This is a genomic window from Hanstruepera ponticola (genome assembly GCF_012931685.1).
GTDB classification, from domain to species: Bacteria; Bacteroidota; Bacteroidia; order Flavobacteriales; family Flavobacteriaceae; genus Hanstruepera; species Hanstruepera ponticola.
The window spans coordinates 811,013-827,299 of the sequence record NZ_JABANC010000001.1 but is presented as its reverse complement, the minus strand read 5'-3'; the positions used below and the strand labels follow the sequence as shown (position 1 = coordinate 827,299).

Below are 16,287 nucleotides of genomic sequence, written 5' to 3'. Positions count from 1 at the left end.
ATGATAAAAAAAACAGCTTTAATAACAGGTGCCACAAGTGGTATTGGACGTGCAACAGCACATGAATTCGCCAAGCATGGCATCAACCTTGTTTTATGTGGTAGACGACAAGAACGATTAAACACTATTCAAAAAGCATTGAGCAAAAAAGTTGAAGTCCATACCTTAAACTTCGATGTTAGAGATAAGGAAAAAACTATAGCGGCTATAAATAGCTTACCTGAAGCATTTAAAACCATTGACATACTAATCAATAACGCAGGAAATGCACACGGACTTGATCCTATTCACGATGGTGATATTGAAGATTGGGATGCCATGATGGACATAAACGTGAAAGGATTATTGTATGTTAGTAAAGCTATAATGCCACAAATGATTGAACGACAGGCTGGGCACATTATTAATATAGGGTCATCCGCAGGAAAAGAAGTTTATCCAAAAGGCAACGTGTATTGCGCAAGTAAACATGCCGTTTTGGCTATAACCGATGGGATGCGTATGGATTTAAATCCGTATAATATAAAAGTATCGGCAATAAATCCTGGACTGGTAGAAACTGAATTTTCAAAGGTCCGTTTTAAAGGCGATGCAAAAGCAGATGACGTTTATAAGGGCTACAAAGCCTTGCAGCCTGAAGATGTTGCCGAAGTCATTTATTTTGCTGTTTCCAGACCCAGCCACGTAAATATAGCCGATGTTTTAATGTTTTGTACCGCTCAAGCTAGTAGTACGATAGTAAATAAAAATAATTAATACGATTCCTGCCTTCGCAGGAAGTTGATATGATTAACAAACGCTTACTTATTAAAAACCTACTTGCTCATAATGATGAGAATAGTTTTTATGATAAAAAGCGAAAAATTGATATTAGCTTCAAAGAAGGTAAAGCCAAGTTCTTGAAACACATTTGTGCACTATCTAACAGTAATCCAAAGAACAATTCCTATATAGTGATTGGTGTTGAAGATGAGGACAACAACATTGTTGGTGTCGATTTTTTTGATGACAGCAAAATCCAAAATCTCATTAATGCTTATTTAAGCCATCCACCAATTGTTCAATACGAGAACATTTCATTTCCGCATTTACCAGATGATAAAGTTGTGGGTTTGGTAACTATTCGTCCGAATAATGAAATAACCTCATTACGCAAAAACATATGGAAGTATTATGGTGGTTCTGTATTCTTTAGAGATGGTAGTATGAGCATGCCAAAGGTTTTTGATATTGAAATTAAGGATGTGAACTCAAAAATAGTTGAAGCTATTGAAGCTCATGCTCAAAACAATATGGAGCATACGCTGGATGGTGTCTTTGACTTTATGAACAAACGCCAAGATTATGAACCAAAATACAAAGTTTTTAAAGAATATTTTGTGGTTTGTTGGGCCGGAAAAAGAAAGGTTGTTAAAAATGAAACATTTTACTCCAGAGTAGATATTGAATTAATAAATGAACAAGTCAGACTATTCTATTCTGCTTTAGATGAAGTTTCAATAGATATTACCCAAGACTCTTTTAAAATTATTGAGTATGTTAATCTCGGTTTACAGAATGCTTTTAAGTATTACCCTTTAGAAGAAACCACCATTCACTTTGCTGAAAATGTAAATTATAACATCGAGACCAACCTTATTTTTGAACCTCCTCAATATGATAAAAAGGTGTTGCATCATATTTTTAATGCTAATAATACGATTCTAGCAAAGTTAAAGAAGGGTTTGCAACTCAATAACAACGAAAAAACCGACTTAAAAAATTTACCAGCCACCTATCTTATTTGTTATTTAAATGATTTCTCAAATGCTTTAACAAAATTAGAAGAAGCCAAAAATCTACTAAAAGCATATAATCCCGATGTATATCAATTATACAAAGAGGCCATGAGAATTTTACGAAAAGTGAAGTACAATTAAACTGTTGGTTATACAAAAAACACTACCAATTATGTGATTTTTCCTACCAAGTATGTAAAATAAATAGTTGACTATAGTATTTTATGTACCTTTGAATTGCTATTAATCAATATCCAAATCAGCCTTGATCATGACAGTAGTTTCTATTGTTTTCAAGGCTTTTTTATTTGCCAAAAACTCATTTATCATTTAACACAAAAAAACCCAGAGCTAATTACACCATGGGTTTTGTTCTATTGTAATGATTACAAGCTATTATCTTCCGCCATCTAATTCTTCTTGCCAATCAAATAATTTTTTCCAATGTCCTTCATAAGCCATTTTGGCTTGTTCAGGCCATGTTCCAGGATTATGAATCTTAAAGCGGTCTCCTCCCTCATCAAGGATGCTTTGACATTGTTCTACGTTACACTCGGATAAATCTTTCCAAGTGTTTATGCCTTTATTATGAAACAATTCAGCGATTTTAGGTCCAATACCTTCAATTAAGGTTAAGTCATTCTCTTTTATTTTCTTACCAAATATTGCTGCAGCTTCTGCTGCGTTGAATGGCACTAACTCTTTTGCGCTTTTACAAGCTTTTAAATCAGCTTCAAGTCTTGCCACTTTATTTTTCCAAACATCTACATCAACACCACTATTTTCCTCATTCTTAAGTATTTTGCCTAATAAATATCCAAGCAGCGCACAAATTGCACCTACAAGCAATGGAATTATAATACACCAATTCATAAATTTATTTTTTTAGTTAGTTAATTGTTACGATTACACGTCTATTTTGTTTTCTTCCTTCATCAGTTGCATTTGATGCAATGGGTTCCTCTTGACCTTTAGAAAGCGTTTCTATTTGACTTTCTGAAATAGCATTACCCATTAAATAGCGCTTAACAAAATCTGCCCTCTTTTGCCCAAGTTTTGTATTACTAAAAGCATCTCCTGTATTGTCAGTATGGCCAATTACATGAATTTGAGCCTCATGAACTTTATCTATATATCTTGAAATATTTGCTACTTTCTCACGCTGTTCAGCAGTAAGGTTCAATGTTGAAGCACCCGTTTCAAAATAAAGAACTAATGGGTCTGATTTTATAGCATCACCTAGTGCTTGTATAGCCTCCATTCTTGATGTATCTAATTCATCATGAGTTGACATTTTAAAAGTAACTGGACCGTAATATATTTTACTATTGTCAGCAACCATATCATTGTTTTGTTCACCATAAGTATCAATATTTTTTGACGAAATACCCGTTGAAACAAAATAATTCTTTACGGCATTTGCTCTTGCTAAACCTAAATTAGGAAATGCTGAATTATTACTTTCATCAGATTTATAATAACCAGTAATATGAAGTAATTTCATAGAGTCCTGCTGCATGTAATTTTTAACTTTAACTATTGCCTCATTTAGTGGGTTTGACAGCGGTTCTAAAATTGTGAAATACGATTCTTTAAAATTAAAGTTATCGTTAAGTTCAACATTCAAGTCACCTTCCTCATCTGCAACCAAAAATGCAGTTTTGGTAGAGTTATCAATAGGCTCAACAGCTGTTACGCTTGAGTCAGAATCAGCATTTAAATCTGCTTCACTACCTTCACAGCATAAGTAATAGTTAAGAATAGAGCCAACAAGAATGGTGAACAAAATACCTAGAAGATATTGAGTTTTTTTGCTCATTAGATGGTTGTTTATTAGTTAGTGACTATTAAGATATTAAAAAAAATCAAGCTATACTAACAGAAGTAAAAAAATTGAGTTTAAATCAAATAAAAAGCCGTATCAAAAATGATACGGCTAAATTTAAATTTTGAAAAACACATTTATTACAAATCAAACTTAATCCCTTGTGCTAGAGGTAATTCATCAGAGTAATTAACTGTATTTGTTTGACGTCTCATATAAACTTTCCAAGCATCAGATCCAGACTCACGTCCACCACCAGTCTCTTTTTCGCCTCCAAAAGCACCACCAATTTCAGCACCCGAAGTTCCAATATTCACATTTGCGATTCCACAATCAGAACCAGCGTATGACAAGAATTTTTCAGCTTCTTTCATTTCGTTGGTCATGATGGCTGATGATAATCCTTGAGCAACGCCATTTTGTTTAGCAATAGCATTTTCGACATCCCCTGAATATTTCATTAAATATAATATTGGAGCAAAGGTTTCGTGTTGTACGATTTCAAAATCGTTTTCAGCTTCAATAATTGCTGGCTTTACATAACATCCAGACTCGTAACCTTCACCTTCTAAAACGCCACCTTCAACTAAAACATTTCCGCCTTCAGCTTTTGCTTTTTCAATAGCCGCCAAATACGTATTTACTGCATCGTGGTCTATTAGTGGGCCTATATGATTCTTTTCATCTAACGGATTTCCGATAGTTAATTGACCATAAGCACCAACAATAGCATCACGTACCTTATCATAAACCGATTCGTGAATAATTAATCGTCTTGTCGAGGTACATCGTTGTCCGCAAGTTCCAACAGCACCAAATACTGCACCAGGAACCACAACTTTTAAATCTGCCGTAGGAGTGATAATAATGGCATTGTTACCGCCTAACTCTAATAAGGATTTTCCGAAACGTTCAGCAACTGTTTTACCAACAATGCGACCCATTCTTGTAGAACCTGTTGCAGACACTAAAGGAATTCTTGGGTCAGTTGTCATAAATTCTCCAACTTTATAATCACCATTAATGATACAAGAAATACCTTCTGGCAAGTTGTTGTCTTTTAAAATATCTGCTATGATATTTTGGCAAGCAATAGAACATAGAGGTGCTTTTTCAGAAGCTTTCCAAACACAAACATCACCACAAATCCAAGCCAAAGCCGTATTCCATGACCAAACTGCTACTGGGAAATTAAATGCCGAAATAATACCAACTACACCTATTGGATGCCATTGTTCTCTCATTACGTGACCTGGACGTTCCGAAGGAATGGTTTGTCCGTTTAATTGTCGTGACAATCCAACAGCAAAATCACAGATATCAATCATTTCCTGAACTTCACCATAACCTTCTTGTAGAGATTTTCCCATTTCATAGGAAACTAGCTTACCCAGTGGCTCTTTCAATTCTCTTAATTTATTTCCAAATTGACGAACTATTTCGCCACGTTGAGGTGCAGGCACATCTCTCCAAGATAAAAATGCTTTGGTTGCAGCATCCATTACTCTGTCATAATCTTCTCTGGTTGTTGCTTTAACTTTTCCTATTAATTTACCATCTACTGGCGAGTAACTCTCAATAAGTTCTCCATTAGAAAAATTATTTGAACCTGTTGAAGATCCTTCATTTATATCTTTTACGCCTAATGCTTTTAGGGCTTTATCAATTCCGAAATCTGTTGCAACTGCTTGCATAAATTTTGTTTTTTTAATTATTATTTAATTATCTGCGAATATACTAATAAAAAGTCGTTTTCAGAGAAAGACTAATTCTATAAATAATGTAACTTTAAGCAACCATAAATTATCGAAATCATTATGAATAAACTAATATACTTATTCGCTTTTTGCTTTATTATTATCGGATGCAAAAACAAGGAAGAATTGCAATCTACCATAACCAAAAAGCCAACAGAAAAAGACAGTATTCCTGCTCAAGTGAATGAATTTGCCATTGTTATTCATGGTGGCGCTGGAACCATCTTACGCGAAAACATGTCTCCTGAAAAAGAAGCTGCTTATATAGCCAAATTAGAAGAAGCTATACGCTTAGGACACAACATTTTAAAAAATGGTGGTAGCAGCCTAGATGCGGTTGAAAAAACCATTAATATATTAGAAGATTCCCCATTATTCAATGCTGGAAAAGGTGCAGTTTTTACCAATGCTGGAACTAATGAATTAGATGCTTCTATCATGGACGGAAAAACACTGAATGCAGGAGCATCCGCTGGAACAAAAACTGTGAGAAACCCAATAAATTTGGCTCGTGCAGTAATGGAAAAATCACCGCATGTGATGCTGTCAGGACTTGGAGCCGAAACATTTGCTCAAGAGCAAGGCTTAAAAATTGTTGATTCTAGTTATTTCTACACCGAAAACCGTTACAAATCCTTGAAAAGCGTTAAAGACTATGAGTCTAAAAAACAAGCTGAAGATAAAACTGCATTTTATGACCCAATTATAAAAGACTCAAAATTTGGAACTGTAGGTTGCGTAGCTTTGGATAAAAACGGCAATTTAGCAGCTGGAACCTCAACTGGAGGCATGACTAACAAGCGTTGGGGACGTATTGGAGACGCACCTATTATTGGTGCAGGAACCTATGCTAACAATAACACTTGTGCGGTTTCAAGTACAGGTTGGGGCGAATTTTTTATTCGTGCTATGGTTGCTTATGATATTTCAGCATTGATGGACTATAAAGGCGTGACTTTACAAGAAGCTGCCAAAGAAGTCATTCAGAAAAAAGTACCTGAATTGGGTGGTGATGGAGGTATTATTGCTATAGACAAACACGGAAATATAACCATGGAGTTTAATACTGCTGGAATGTACAGAGCCTCTATGAATGATAAAGGTGAATTATATGTCGGTATTTACAAGAATTAATTTATCGTTTTAAGGTGAAATGCCCTTTGAAAATTTGATTTTCAATTCGAATGTAATACCAAAAATCTGAAGTTTGTAATACTTCATTTCTATACGTTCCATCCCATGAAAAGGGTTGGTTTAAAGCACTCTTTATTAGTTTGCCATAACGATCAAAAATGTATACTTCTGATTCGGAAAAACTTTCAATTCCTTTCAAATTAAAAGTATCATTCTGACCATCATTATTTGGTGTAAAAAACTTTGGAATCACAAAATGTATATAGTTTTCAGACACTATCCCACAATCCCCTTCAGCCTTAACAAATACGGTATAATTCCCACCTTCAATCTCAAATATATTACTTAACTGAAAGTTTGTACCATCTAGTGAAAATAAGTAGTTGCCATTACTTGAAACATGAATTTCAATTTGGTATCCATTTGAATTAATCGCTTCAATGACTGGCGCATCAATTTGTAATAACTCTATTGTTTTAATCGCAGAACAATTAGAAGAATTCGTGACTTCAACAGTATAAATACCTGGCGTACTTACTGTTATTTGACTGGTCGTCTCACCTGTATTCCATAAATAATCCATATCCATTAAACCAGCTTCTAGAATGATGCTTTCACCTTCACAAAATGTGAGATATTCATCTTCAATAACAGGGATTTCTTCTCCAAATAACAAAGTTACAGCTGTTCTTGTAGTTGAGCTGCAGTTTGAATTAGAATCAATTGCTTCAGCATAATAAACACCCAAAATATTAGGGCTAAAATTTAAGCTATTACTCTCTAATAATTGACCACCAGTTGGCGCATTGTACCAATCTACTTGTATTCCATTAGGTACTGTTACAGATAAAACACCCGTGGAACAATTTAAATTAACATCTCCATCGCTCGTTGGCGGACTTACTTCAGGAAAAACAATTATCTCAAATTCTTCTGAAATCGTATTACAAGATTCATTTAACAAGTTGGCTTGTGTTTCGGCCATTTTCACTCTATAATGTGTCGTGGTCGTAAGATTATTTATTTGAAGGGTTTGATTCGTTTCACCTGATATATCAAACCAGTTTATTCCATCATTACTTTGTTGCCATTGATAAAAATGAGTATCGTAAACCGAAAAATCTGGAGTGGCTTCCAATAGTGTGTTATAGGGTAAATCATAAGTACATAAGGAGACACTTGAATTAGATGAGCTATCCGCAATAGATATAAAATCACCACACGTTTTGAAAACAATATCATCTATGGCCAAATCATTTCCACAGCCTCCAACACCATTGTTTAGCATTTTTAAGATTATTGACGATTGCCCAGCCGTTGTTGTAAAAACAAGTCCATATTCTTCCCAAACTGGAGTAGTTGTGCCTTGTATATCACCTGTATCTCCTGAAGCTAATAGTACAGTATCAGTGTTATCCCAAATTTGAAATTTTACATTTATAGGAATACCTGTACCACAAAATCCGCCTGGAGGTAATAGATTTAAAAGCCAAGAAGAAAATTCATAAGTCGTATTGTCACATAATCCAGAGATAGTTGTTCTGTAAAACTCTCCCGCAGTAAAATCGGCATTAACAATCAAGCTTCTGCCATTGGTATCTCCAGGAGTATGGTCCTGTGTATTATGCCAACCAAACCAATTGGTATTGCTGGAAATGGTATAAAAGCCATCTTCAGGTTCAGAATTGGCATAGGTATATGAAGTTGTACCAGAAGGAAGCGCAGGTCCGTTTGTGGTACCCGAACCAAAATCATCAAAATAAATAGGATCACCTGAATTTCCAGAACAAAAACTCAATTGGGCATAACCAAAATTACCACTCAATAACAGAATTAAGCTCAAAAAAATAAATGTATATGTATTAACTTTATACATGTTATAAAAATACGGAATAGTCAATTTAATTACTTGCTTTGAATTGATAATAAGATATATTTAACACGCAATCGTTTTCGTAAATAAGAATGATAATGAAATCACATAAAAATCCATATTATGCAGTAATTTTTACTTCTAAACATTCAGAAGATGTTTCAGAATATGCTGAAATGGCTAATAAAATGGAAGCCTTAGCCAAAAACCAAGATGGTTTTTTAGGTATAGAATCAGCAAGAGACACATTAGGAATAACTGTCAGCTACTGGCAATCTTTAGAGGCTATTAAAGCATGGAAACTAAATAGTGAACATCTTATGGCACAAAGTAAAGGACGTAGTCAATGGTATAAGTGGTACCATGTGAGAATTTGTAAAGTTGAACGCGAATACGAATTTAAATTACCGTAAAGGAAACCCTTTTGCGGCCCACCAAGGATGAATTTCAATTTCAAGTCTGCCTGCTTTTACCATAGGATCCATATTGGCTAAACTATCCGCTATTTTTAAAGTAGGTACATTATAAATAGTAATACCTCTAATGTCACCATTATCTCCAAAAGGTCCTGAAATATCAGCATAGCCCTCTTCATACATTCTACCTAAATGCGCTAAATGTGCTTCTTGAAGTTTTGCCGCTTCTTCTTCATTTTGAGAACGTATTGGACCTGATTTCAAAAAAGCTATAAAATATTGTTGCATTAAGATTGTATCTTGTGTTTTTTCGTCAACATAATCAAAAGTTTGATAGCCTTTTTCAGTTAATTCTGCTTTAAGTTCTTTAGCGGTTTTTATAGGTTCGCCTTTATAGGTTTCTATATAAACCGTATCTGTTTTAGTGATAATCGTTTCAGTTGTTGAGTCAGTTGTTTGTGCTTCTTTTTTACAGCTTACAGTAAAAAGTATTAATAATATTAAACTTATATGTTTCATTTTTTCCAAGTATTAAAAGGTTCTTTGCTCAATTGAGCATTGTAATATTTAACTTGCCCTGTGACTTCTTTACCAAGCCAGTGAGGCTTTTCAAAAGACTCGTTTTCGTTTTGCAATTCAACTTCAGCAATTATCAAACCAGCATTTTCTCCAAAAAACTCATCGACTTCAAAAATATGATTTCCATAAGGAATCTCATAGCGTATTTTATCAATCACAATTTCTTCACATAAGCCAAGTAATGATTCAGCATCTGATTTAGAAATTTCTTTTTCCCATTCAAACCGTGATAAGCCATCATCAGACGATTTGCCTTTCACTGTTAGAAAACCGTTATCATCTTTCAAGCGCACACGAACTGTTCTATCTTGATTAGTGTTTAAAAATCCTTGCTTAATTCTAAAGCTACGCTTTGCTTCGCTTTTAAAAGCATCTGAAAGTGTTAAAAATTTACGTTCTATTTCTATCATGCCTACCTCCCTTGAAAAAAAGGAATCTTTAAACGTTCTCTATACATTTTCATTCAAAAAATGAAAACACTCGAACTGACGTTGGTTTTTATGTCATAAATTTACATCATGTCAAACGATTTACCAATACGGAAAATTATTCATGTGGATATGGATGCTTTTTATGCCTCTGTAGAACAACTAGATAATCCTGAATTACAAGGTAAACCTCTAGCTGTTGGAGGTGGTGGTAAACGTGGTGTGGTAAGTGCAGCGAGTTATGAAGCGCGTAAATTTGGTGTTAAAAGCGCCATGAGCGGTGTGCAAGCAAGGCGCAATTGCCCAGAACTTATTTTTGTGCGTCCACGTTTTGAACGTTATGCAGAAATTTCGAAAAAAATTCGTAAAATATTTCATGATTACACGGACTTGGTTGAACCACTCTCAATGGATGAAGCCTATTTAGATGTTACCGAAAATAAAAAAGGTAATCCGAGCGCAACCTTAATTGCAAAAGAAATACGTGAACGGATTTTTAAAGAGGTTGGTTTAACGGCTTCGGCAGGTGTTTCTATTAATAAATTTATAGCAAAAGTAGCCAGTGATTATAATAAACCTAATGGGCAAAAAACCGTAAACCCTGAAGAGGTTTTAGGATTTTTAGAAGCATTAGATATCAGAAAATTCTATGGTATTGGCAAGGTTACTGCCGAAAAAATGTATCAAAAAGGTATTTTTACAGGAAGGGATTTAAAATCGAAAACAGCTGAATACCTTGAAGAAAACTTTGGGAAATCTGGGAAATCGTACTACTATATTGTTAGAGGAATACATAACAGTCAGGTAAAACCAAACCGCACCAGAAAATCGTTAGCTGCCGAACGTACCTTTAGTGAAAACCTCTCGTCTGAAGTGTTTATGCTTGAAAAACTAGATCATATTGCCGAAGAAGTTTCTAGACGCTTGCAAAAAAGTCAAGTGGCTGGAAAAACCATAACTTTAAAGATAAAGTATAGCGATTTTACACTTCAAACTCGTAGCAAAACCTTACGCTACTTTATACATGATAAGAGTATCATTCTTGAAACTGCCAAAGACTTATTGTATCAAGAAAAGCTACATAATTCTGTACGCTTGTTAGGAATTTCATTATCAAACCTCAACACTGAAAAGAAACCAATAAAAAAATTGGAGCCCAAAAAGGAAGTAAGCGTGCAATTACAATTTGAATTTTAATGATTTTGACATTGTATAAAAAAAGTCGAAATTCGTTGAGGCATATAATTAAAAGCAAAAGATGTATTTCACTTTAATATTATACACCACAAAAAATAACTACTAACCAATGATAAAATTCTTTAGAAAAATTAGAAAAAATTTGCTTTCTATAGGTAAAACCACAACATATTTTAAATATGCCATTGGTGAAATCATTCTTGTAGTTATAGGAATTTTAATTGCCTTAAGTATTAACAACTGGAACTCTGATAGAATTATAACAAATAAAAAAACCGATTATTTAATCCGTATTTCTGAAGAACTTAAAAATCAAATTGAAGATTTAAAATATGCTAAAGACGATGTTGCTTCTCAAATTAAAAGCAGTAAACGAGTTTTAAGCATACTTGATAGTAAAAACCCAGATTCTATACCTACTCTTAAAAAGCTTCTGGGCAATACGGCTACATTTTGGGGCATGACACTTTCCTATCCTGTTACTGATGAATTTATCAATCAAAATCTTCAAGCTCAAATAAAAAATGACTCGCTTAAATTGTACTTTAAATATTTTAGAGAAATTAGAGACGCTTTCGGTATTAACACGGATTATAACCAAACACAATACACCAATACTATAGAGCCCTATTTTGTTGAAAACATTAACTATAGCGAAATAGCTATAGATTATTTTAAAGATGGCCTGATACAAGGTGGTCCAAAAACGGATTACAATAGTCTTATATCAAGCATGGAATTATGGAACATTGCCACCTTTAAACTGGAAACGTTAAATACTGGTGAACGGTATATAAATGGACTTATTACTTTTTCAGAAAATATGATTTTGCAAATAGAAAAGGAAATTAAAGATCCTTAAAAACTACAAGTTGTAATTTCGGTAACCCGTAACGTATTTACCATACCTTTATCTTTTATAGGCATAGCGGCTAAACTAATTAACATATCGCCTTCCTCCAAATATCCTTTTTTACAAGCAATGGCATTTACATCTTCAATAGTTTCATCGGTACTTACAAACTTATCGTAAAAGAAGGCTCTCACACCCCAAAGTAAGTTCAGCTGCGTAAGAATTCTACGATTAGACGTAAACACTAAAATGTGTGCACTTGGTCGCCATGCTGAAATTTGAAAGGCTGTGTATCCACTATTGGTAAGCGTGGAAATTGCTCTGGCGTCTATTTCATTTGCCATATTTGCCGCATGATAACAAATAGATTTTGTAATATAACGCTTGGTACGAATATGCGGTGGTATTTGTGGTACTTTTATTAATTCTGAATCTTCAACACTCTTGATAATATCAGACATTTGTTTAATGACTTGAACAGGGTAACTCCCAACGGAAGTCTCTCCAGATAACATTACAGCATCAGCACCATCCATAACTGAATTAGCAACATCATTTACTTCGGCACGTGTTGGTGTTAAGCTAGAAATCATGGTTTCCATCATTTGTGTCGCTATAATTACAGGTATTCTTGCTTGCTTGGCCCTGAGGACTAACTTCTTTTGAATGAGCGGTACTTCTTCTGCTGGTATTTCAACACCTAAATCACCTCTTGCAACCATTAAACCATCGCAATAAGCTACAATTTTATCAATATTCTCAACGGCTTCTGGTTTTTCAATCTTGGCTATAATCGGAATTTTATGATCACTATGCTCGTTAATGAGTTCCTCCAATTGCATTAAATCTTCTGCATGACGTACAAAAGATAGTGCAATCCAATCTACTTTCATCTCAATAGCAAACAGCGCATCTTCAATATCTTTCTCTGTTAAAGCTGGCTGCGAAATATTAGTATTTGGTAAATTGACACCTTTTTTAGAACGTAATGGTCCTCCCTGAATGACACGTGCTTTAACTTCGCTTTTTTTATCGGTTGAAACAACTTCAAAAATTAATTTACCATCGTCCAAAAGAATTTTCTCACCCGGTTTAGCATCTTGTGGAAAACGCTCATAGGTCATATATACACGTTTTTTGTTGCCCTCAAAGCGTTTACCTGTTGCGAAAATAATCTCGTCGCCTTCATTAACTACAACTTCACCTTTCATATTGCCAACACGTAATTTAGGCCCTTGTAAATCAGCTAAAATGGCGGCATTATAGTCAAATTCATCATTCAATTCACGTATCATGGCAACACGTTCTTTGACATCATTATAATCAGCATGTGAAAAATTAATTCTAAACACGTTAGCACCTTCATCAAGCATTCCTTTTAAAACTTCTTTTGAACTAGTTGCAGGCCCAAGTGTGGCGACTATTTTGGTTTTTTTTCTTTTTAACATTAATAAAAAATTAAGTTGTTTTTTGATTTTAAATCTTCAGGAACAAGATTATATGCCGTGACTATTTGGGGAATATTGAGAATTTTATTCAAAATCAATTTCAATTTAGTTTGGCTTATATCCTCTTCCGTTATTTTTAAAAAATAATTCACTTTACGGTACTCTGGAATTAAATAGTGTGTTTTTGTAGTGGTTTGCGGACTGTCAAAAAGTGATTCCGAAGTTTCATGGGTTTCACTATCAACTTTACATATATTGGAAACTAAATTCCATGTAATTAGTTTATTTTCGTCAAACCACTCAAAAATGGGGTAATACACCTGATTGTTAAAATCCACATCCTTATGATTTCTTGTTAGGTTTATATTTAAATACTTGTTTAAAAAATAAGCCAACCTATAATCTTCAATGGAGCAATGAATGCCTACCAATCCATAGTCATGTACGTCTAAAAAATCATCGAGAATTAGTTTTTGTACTGCCATCATCAATCCTATTGAATGTAAATATAGTGTTTAAAAGCATTATTTTTATAGCCTTTAAATTAAATTTAGCAATACGTTATTACGAAAACGTTATAGTTTGTGACAATTTGTAGAAGACAATTAATACGCTCTTGAAATTTGATTTTGAAAAACAAAAAAGGCGCGTTTTGAAGCTTTTTCTTCAGCTTTCTTTTTTGAAGTTGCTCGCGCTTTTGAAACAATTTTATCATTAATAGATAGTTTAACCGAAAAATGACGAATATCATCATTACCTGTGTCCTCATAAACATTATAATCAAACGTCTTTTTTTCTTTTTGACACCATTCAATTAATAAGCTCTTGTAGCTAATGACTTTGCCCTCCAGTTTTTCAATATCTACATATGGAATAATGACCTTTTTATAAATAAATTTTTCACAGTACTTGTAGCCTCTGTCCAAAAATATAGCTCCTATCAATGCTTCAAATAAGTTGCCATAAATGTTGTCACCAAACTGTCCTTTAGGAATTTTACTTTCAACCAAATCTACTAGGTTTAGGTCTTTACCCAATTCATTTAAATGTTCTCTACTGACTATTTTAGAGCGCATTTTGGTTAAATAGCCTTCATCACCACTAGGCACTTCGGTATATAAATGTGATGCAATAACCGAACCGAGCATAGCATCACCTAAAAACTCCAAACGCTCGTAGTTAATTGGATGCCCTTCGCTATCCTTGATGTTCATGGACCGATGGGTAAATGCTGTTTGGTAAAATTTAATTTTCCGAGGTTTAAAACCTAATATTTTCTGAATGGACACAAAAAAATTCCCGTCGTTTTTAGAACGGGAATTTAATATGTTACGAATGTTCTTCATTCGAATGATTAATCTATTTTCTTGAACAGTACGCAGGCATTGTGTCCTCCAAAACCAAACGTATTGCTCATAGCTACTTTAACGTCGCGCTTTTGTGCTTTGTTTAATGTTAAATTTAATTTAGGATCAATATTCTCATCAACAACTTCATGATTTATAGTTGGAGGCACAATACCATGTTCCATTGCTAAAATAGAAGCAATAGACTCAATAGCACCTGCGGCTCCCAACAAGTGTCCTGTCATGGACTTCGTTGAATTGATATTAATATTTTTAGCATGTTCACCAAACACTTCAGATATCGCTTTGAGTTCAGCAACATCTCCTAGAGGTGTTGATGTACCATGCGTGTTGATATGATCAACCTCTTCTGGTTTAATTCCTGCATTCTCTAAACAATTTTTCATTACTGCAATAACACCTATGCCATCAGGATGTGGCGCTGTCATGTGATGCGCATCAGATGATAGTCCACCACCCAATACTTCCGCATAAATTTTAGCGCCTCTTGCTTTCGCATGCTCATATTCCTCGAGAATGATAGCGCCTGCACCTTCACCTAATACAAAACCATCTCTGGTTGCGTCAAAAGGTCTAGATGCCGTTTCTGGACTTTCATTTCTTGTAGAAAGTGCATGCATGGCATTAAAACCACCCATACCAGCAATGGTTACAGCAGCTTCACTTCCACCTGTTACTATAACATTACAATGTCCTAAACGAATGTAGTTTAAAGCATCAATCATAGCGTTGGCCGAAGAAGCACAGGCAGAAACTGTTGTATAATTTGGACCCATAAAACCATGTTTAATGGATATGTTTCCAGGTGCAATGTCTGCAATCATTTTTGGGATAAAAAAAGGATTGAATCTTGGCGTACCATCTCCAGCAGCAAAATTCAATACTTCGTCCTGAAAGGTTTCCAATCCACCAATTCCAGCACCCCAAATTACACCAACTTTAAGTTTATCTACAACATCTAGATCAAGTTTGGAATCTGCGATGGCCTCATCAGAAGCCACCATGGCATATTGCGTAAACTTGTCCATTTTACGAGCCTCTTTTCTGTCAAGAAAATCGGTTGCGTTAAAGTTTTTTAATTCGCAAGCGAATTTTGTCTTGAACTTTTCAGTATCAAAATAGGTTATAGGTGCAGCACCACTTTTTCCACTTACAAGAGCATCCCAATAGTCATCTTTGGAATTTCCTATAGGTGTTAAAGCGCCTAGACCTGTAACTACAACTCGCTTAAGTTCCATAAAGTTTGTTCTTATTTAGCTTCTTCTATATAGGAAATAGCTTGACCAACTGTTGCAATATTTTCAGCTTGATCATCTGGAATTTGAATATCGAATTCTTTTTCGAATTCCATAATTAATTCAACAGTGTCTAATGAATCTGCGCCTAAATCGTTTGTGAAGCTAGCTTCAGTTACAACTTCGTTTTCATCAACACCTAATTTGTCTACGATAATCGCTTTTACTCTTGATGCAATGTCTGACATAATCTTTTAATTTTAAGTTTTAATTAGTGGGCAAAAATAAAAAACTTTATTTTTATAAACACACCTTTAGTTTAAAAATGTGCTTGTAATTTACTAAAATTAGATTGAAGTAAATGCTTTTTGCCTTCTAATTGTTAATTATTATTCTT

The 16,287-nt window shown here is 34.3% G+C and carries 17 protein-coding genes; 6 read left to right on the top strand and 11 right to left on the bottom strand.

Going from position 1 to position 16,287, the window contains the following annotated elements; translation table 11 throughout:
* Window positions 1-756, top strand: a complete 756-nt coding sequence (locus HGK31_RS03685; protein ID WP_191858530.1) for an SDR family NAD(P)-dependent oxidoreductase — start codon at window positions 1-3, stop codon at window positions 754-756.
* A gap of 29 nt (window positions 757-785) precedes the next feature.
* Window positions 786-1,919 (top strand): ATP-binding protein, encoded by a 1,134-nt coding sequence (locus tag HGK31_RS03680; protein WP_191858529.1) that lies wholly within the window; start codon window positions 786-788, stop codon window positions 1,917-1,919.
* Between the two features lie 255 nt (window positions 1,920-2,174).
* On the opposite strand, the gene HGK31_RS03675 is transcribed toward HGK31_RS03680, so the two are convergent.
* The 3 genes from HGK31_RS03675 to amaB form a co-directional block, all read right to left on the bottom strand.
* Complete coding sequence (locus HGK31_RS03675) at window positions 2,175-2,651, bottom strand: hypothetical protein (RefSeq protein ID WP_191858528.1); 477 nt, start codon at window positions 2,649-2,651, stop codon at window positions 2,175-2,177.
* 16 nt (window positions 2,652-2,667) lie between these two features.
* Complete coding sequence (locus HGK31_RS03670) at window positions 2,668-3,597, bottom strand: OmpA family protein (protein ID WP_104735205.1); 930 nt, start codon at window positions 3,595-3,597, stop codon at window positions 2,668-2,670.
* Window positions 3,598-3,743: 146 nt separating this feature from the next.
* Window positions 3,744-5,297 (bottom strand): L-piperidine-6-carboxylate dehydrogenase, encoded by a 1,554-nt coding sequence (gene amaB / locus HGK31_RS03665; protein WP_191858527.1) that lies wholly within the window; start codon window positions 5,295-5,297, stop codon window positions 3,744-3,746.
* A gap of 123 nt (window positions 5,298-5,420) precedes the next feature.
* Here amaB and HGK31_RS03660 point away from each other — a divergent pair, with 123 nt between their 5' ends.
* Complete coding sequence (locus tag HGK31_RS03660) at window positions 5,421-6,494, top strand: isoaspartyl peptidase/L-asparaginase family protein (RefSeq protein WP_191858526.1); 1,074 nt, start codon at window positions 5,421-5,423, stop codon at window positions 6,492-6,494.
* A 1-nt stretch (window position 6,495) separates the two neighbouring features.
* On the opposite strand, the gene HGK31_RS03655 is transcribed toward HGK31_RS03660, so the two are convergent.
* Window positions 6,496-8,370, bottom strand: a complete 1,875-nt coding sequence (locus HGK31_RS03655) for a T9SS type B sorting domain-containing protein (protein ID WP_191858525.1) — start codon at window positions 8,368-8,370, stop codon at window positions 6,496-6,498.
* A 95-nt stretch (window positions 8,371-8,465) separates the two neighbouring features.
* Here HGK31_RS03655 and HGK31_RS03650 point away from each other — a divergent pair, with 95 nt between their 5' ends.
* A complete protein-coding gene (locus HGK31_RS03650; RefSeq protein ID WP_223115301.1) occupies window positions 8,466-8,780 on the top strand; it encodes an antibiotic biosynthesis monooxygenase family protein in 315 nt (104 codons plus the stop codon).
* Here HGK31_RS03650 and HGK31_RS03645 read toward each other — a convergent pair.
* Both HGK31_RS03645 and HGK31_RS03640 read right to left on the bottom strand, forming a co-directional pair.
* Window positions 8,772-9,302 (bottom strand): YciI family protein, encoded by a 531-nt coding sequence (locus HGK31_RS03645; RefSeq protein ID WP_191858523.1) that lies wholly within the window; start codon window positions 9,300-9,302, stop codon window positions 8,772-8,774. The genes HGK31_RS03650 and HGK31_RS03645 overlap by 9 nt on opposite strands.
* Window positions 9,299-9,772: a CYTH domain-containing protein gene (locus HGK31_RS03640; protein ID WP_191858522.1), complete on the bottom strand. Its 474-nt coding sequence runs from the start codon at window positions 9,770-9,772 to the stop codon at window positions 9,299-9,301. The genes HGK31_RS03645 and HGK31_RS03640 overlap by 4 nt, the downstream gene beginning before the upstream one ends.
* A gap of 108 nt (window positions 9,773-9,880) precedes the next feature.
* Between HGK31_RS03640 and dinB the strand changes: the two genes are divergently transcribed.
* Together dinB and HGK31_RS03630 are read left to right on the top strand one after the other, a co-directional pair.
* Window positions 9,881-10,987 (top strand): DNA polymerase IV, encoded by a 1,107-nt coding sequence (dinB, locus tag HGK31_RS03635; RefSeq protein WP_191858521.1) that lies wholly within the window; start codon window positions 9,881-9,883, stop codon window positions 10,985-10,987.
* Between the two features lie 109 nt (window positions 10,988-11,096).
* Window positions 11,097-11,849, top strand: coding sequence for a DUF6090 family protein (locus HGK31_RS03630; RefSeq protein WP_104735197.1), 753 nt, complete (start codon window positions 11,097-11,099; stop codon window positions 11,847-11,849).
* Here HGK31_RS03630 and pyk read toward each other — a convergent pair.
* The 5 genes from pyk to HGK31_RS03605 all read right to left on the bottom strand — a co-directional run bounded on the left by pyk (window position 11,846) and on the right by HGK31_RS03605 (window position 16,138).
* Window positions 11,846-13,288: a pyruvate kinase gene (gene pyk, locus HGK31_RS03625; RefSeq protein WP_191858520.1), complete on the bottom strand. Its 1,443-nt coding sequence runs from the start codon at window positions 13,286-13,288 to the stop codon at window positions 11,846-11,848. The two genes, HGK31_RS03630 and pyk, sit on opposite strands and share 4 nt — an antisense overlap.
* Window positions 13,288-13,776, bottom strand: a complete 489-nt coding sequence (locus HGK31_RS03620) for an IPExxxVDY family protein (RefSeq protein WP_233450974.1) — start codon at window positions 13,774-13,776, stop codon at window positions 13,288-13,290. Before HGK31_RS03620 ends, pyk begins: the two co-directional genes overlap by 1 nt.
* Before the next feature lie 117 nt (window positions 13,777-13,893).
* Window positions 13,894-14,634: a ribonuclease III gene (gene rnc / locus HGK31_RS03615; protein ID WP_191858519.1), complete on the bottom strand. Its 741-nt coding sequence runs from the start codon at window positions 14,632-14,634 to the stop codon at window positions 13,894-13,896.
* An 8-nt stretch (window positions 14,635-14,642) separates the two neighbouring features.
* A complete protein-coding gene (gene fabF, locus HGK31_RS03610) occupies window positions 14,643-15,893 on the bottom strand; it encodes a beta-ketoacyl-ACP synthase II (protein ID WP_104735193.1) in 1,251 nt (416 codons plus the stop codon).
* Between the two features lie 11 nt (window positions 15,894-15,904).
* Complete coding sequence (locus tag HGK31_RS03605) at window positions 15,905-16,138, bottom strand: acyl carrier protein (RefSeq protein WP_008269813.1); 234 nt, start codon at window positions 16,136-16,138, stop codon at window positions 15,905-15,907.
* Between the last annotated feature and the right edge of the window lie 149 nt (window positions 16,139-16,287).

Excerpts from the sequence above, each read along its gene's own strand:
- HGK31_RS03685 (WP_191858530.1), top strand. The coding sequence starts at position 1 with ATGATAAAAAAAACAGCTTTAATAACAGGTGCCACAAGTGGTATTGGA.
- HGK31_RS03680 (WP_191858529.1), top strand. The coding sequence starts at position 786 with ATGATTAACAAACGCTTACTTATTAAAAACCTACTTGCTCATAATGAT.
- HGK31_RS03675 (WP_191858528.1), bottom strand. The coding sequence starts at position 2,651 with ATGAATTGGTGTATTATAATTCCATTGCTTGTAGGTGCAATTTGTGCG.
- HGK31_RS03670 (WP_104735205.1), bottom strand. The coding sequence starts at position 3,597 with ATGAGCAAAAAAACTCAATATCTTCTAGGTATTTTGTTCACCATTCTT.
- amaB (WP_191858527.1), bottom strand. The coding sequence starts at position 5,297 with ATGCAAGCAGTTGCAACAGATTTCGGAATTGATAAAGCCCTAAAAGCA.
- HGK31_RS03660 (WP_191858526.1), top strand. The coding sequence starts at position 5,421 with ATGAATAAACTAATATACTTATTCGCTTTTTGCTTTATTATTATCGGA.
- HGK31_RS03655 (WP_191858525.1), bottom strand. The coding sequence starts at position 8,370 with ATGTATAAAGTTAATACATATACATTTATTTTTTTGAGCTTAATTCTG.
- HGK31_RS03650 (WP_223115301.1), top strand. The coding sequence starts at position 8,466 with ATGAAATCACATAAAAATCCATATTATGCAGTAATTTTTACTTCTAAA.
- HGK31_RS03645 (WP_191858523.1), bottom strand. The coding sequence starts at position 9,302 with ATGAAACATATAAGTTTAATATTATTAATACTTTTTACTGTAAGCTGT.
- HGK31_RS03640 (WP_191858522.1), bottom strand. The coding sequence starts at position 9,772 with ATGATAGAAATAGAACGTAAATTTTTAACACTTTCAGATGCTTTTAAA.
- dinB (WP_191858521.1), top strand. The coding sequence starts at position 9,881 with ATGTCAAACGATTTACCAATACGGAAAATTATTCATGTGGATATGGAT.
- HGK31_RS03630 (WP_104735197.1), top strand. The coding sequence starts at position 11,097 with ATGATAAAATTCTTTAGAAAAATTAGAAAAAATTTGCTTTCTATAGGT.
- pyk (WP_191858520.1), bottom strand. The coding sequence starts at position 13,288 with ATGTTAAAAAGAAAAAAAACCAAAATAGTCGCCACACTTGGGCCTGCA.
- HGK31_RS03620 (WP_233450974.1), bottom strand. The coding sequence starts at position 13,776 with ATGATGGCAGTACAAAAACTAATTCTCGATGATTTTTTAGACGTACAT.
- rnc (WP_191858519.1), bottom strand. The coding sequence starts at position 14,634 with ATGAAGAACATTCGTAACATATTAAATTCCCGTTCTAAAAACGACGGG.
- fabF (WP_104735193.1), bottom strand. The coding sequence starts at position 15,893 with ATGGAACTTAAGCGAGTTGTAGTTACAGGTCTAGGCGCTTTAACACCT.
- HGK31_RS03605 (WP_008269813.1), bottom strand. The coding sequence starts at position 16,138 with ATGTCAGACATTGCATCAAGAGTAAAAGCGATTATCGTAGACAAATTA.